Genomic DNA, 1,344 nt, shown 5'->3' with positions numbered 1-1,344 from the left:
GAAAGCAGAAGCGCGCGTAAGCCCGCCGGGCCTCCAGACGCTGCCTGATGTCCTGCAGCAGGCGGCGCACCGACTGGTAGCTGATTTCATCATTCCACTGCTCCAGCGCCTCCACAAAGCGGCTCATGTGGGTACCCTTGAACGCAGAGGGCAGGTCCACGCCAAGGTCCACGCTGGCAACGGTCTGTTGCGTACCCCTGGTGCGGTCGCGCACGAGCAGCGGCAGCCGGAGTTCCCGCACGCCCACACGGTCTATGTTCAGGGGAATCTGCGGGGCATGACTTTGCACGTCTTCCATTATGCCAGGTCCTCTCCTGTGGTAGTGCCGGTGAAAGTGCCGTGCTTGACGCCGCGGCAGGCGATAAGCTTGTCGGCCAGGGCGCGCATGCGCTTGGGCTCGCCTTTGAGCACGAGCACTTCAAGACAGTTGTAGTGGTCAAGGTGTACGTGCAGGGTGGTGACGATAAGGTCATGGTCGTCGTGCTGAATTTGCACAAGACGGCGGGAAAGATCGTTTTTATGGTGGTCATAAACCAGGGTGAGCGTGCCGGCGCCGTGGGCGTCGCTGTTCCACTTTTCTTCCACCAGCGCCTTGCGGATAAGGTCGCGTATGGCTTCGGAACGATTGGGATAGCTTTTGCGCCGGCAAAGTTCGTCAAAGGGTTCCAGCAGGTCTTGATCCAGTGAAACGCCAAAGCGTGCAAGATTTCCCATAACAGTGTCCTGCGGCGCTTCCCGCCCGCAAGGGCGGAGCGCTGTTCTTTTGTGTTGCGGCCGCGTCAGGCGCGGCGGATTTCCCATACCTGCACGGTGACGGGTACGGGCTGGGCGTAGAGGGCTTCCACCTTTTGGGCGTACACCCGCCTTCCGTGCCAGCCGCCGCTTTGCAGGGCGTGCAGGAACGTATCGTAAACCGAACGCCCCGGCTCGGCTACCCATGCCGCGCCGTCAGGGGCCAGGGCATGGCCCAGAAAGCGCAGTACCGGTGTTACAAAGCGTTTTTCATACATGATGTCGCCGCCCCAGATGCGGTGCATGCTGCCCCACCGCACAGCGGGACAGCGCCAGTCCATAACTGTCCACAGAGCCTGGGAAACCTCGTTGAGCTTCGCGTTGCGGGCGGCAAAGCGCAGGGCCTCTTCTTCATAATCCGCAGCCGTCACCCGTGCGCCGAGCCACTGGCCCACCATAGCCGTGAGGCCCAGGCCACAGCCCAGGTCAAGGCAGTTTTGCCCTTCGATCACATGGCGGCGCTCATGCAGCCATGAGGCCAAAGCCACGCTTGACGGCCAGAGTTCCGTCCAATAGGGCAGGCGCTCGTCGTCAAAGTCGTGGGAGTCGGCA

General features: G+C 61.9%; 3 protein-coding genes. All 3 read right to left on the bottom strand.

The genetic code is table 11. The annotated features are described in order from the left end of the window. The coding region (locus tag V6C07_RS04435) for a GTP cyclohydrolase, FolE2/MptA family (RefSeq protein ID WP_333535156.1) at positions 1 to 298 on the bottom strand (298 nt) is incomplete at its 3' end. Continuing rightward, positions 298 to 714, bottom strand: coding sequence for a nickel-responsive transcriptional regulator NikR (nikR, locus tag V6C07_RS04430; protein WP_012625386.1), 417 nt, complete (start codon positions 712 to 714; stop codon positions 298 to 300). The genes V6C07_RS04435 and nikR, both read right to left, overlap by 1 nt. Positions 715 to 779: 65 nt before the next feature. After that, positions 780 to 1,344, bottom strand: a 565-nt coding sequence (locus tag V6C07_RS04425) for a class I SAM-dependent methyltransferase (RefSeq protein ID WP_333535155.1), incomplete at its 5' end; no start/stop codon positions are given.

This window comes from Desulfovibrio sp. 1214_IL3152, assembly GCF_036763055.1.
GTDB lineage: Bacteria > Desulfobacterota > Desulfovibrionia > Desulfovibrionales > Desulfovibrionaceae > Desulfovibrio.
Note: the sequence above shows the minus strand (reverse complement) of the source record. Positions and strands in the feature narration are given on the sequence as shown.

What these genes read in the sequence shown, in the direction of transcription:
- nikR (WP_012625386.1), bottom strand. Translation starts at nt 714, where the DNA reads ATGGGAAATCTTGCACGCTTTGGCGTTTCACTGGATCAAGACCTGCTG.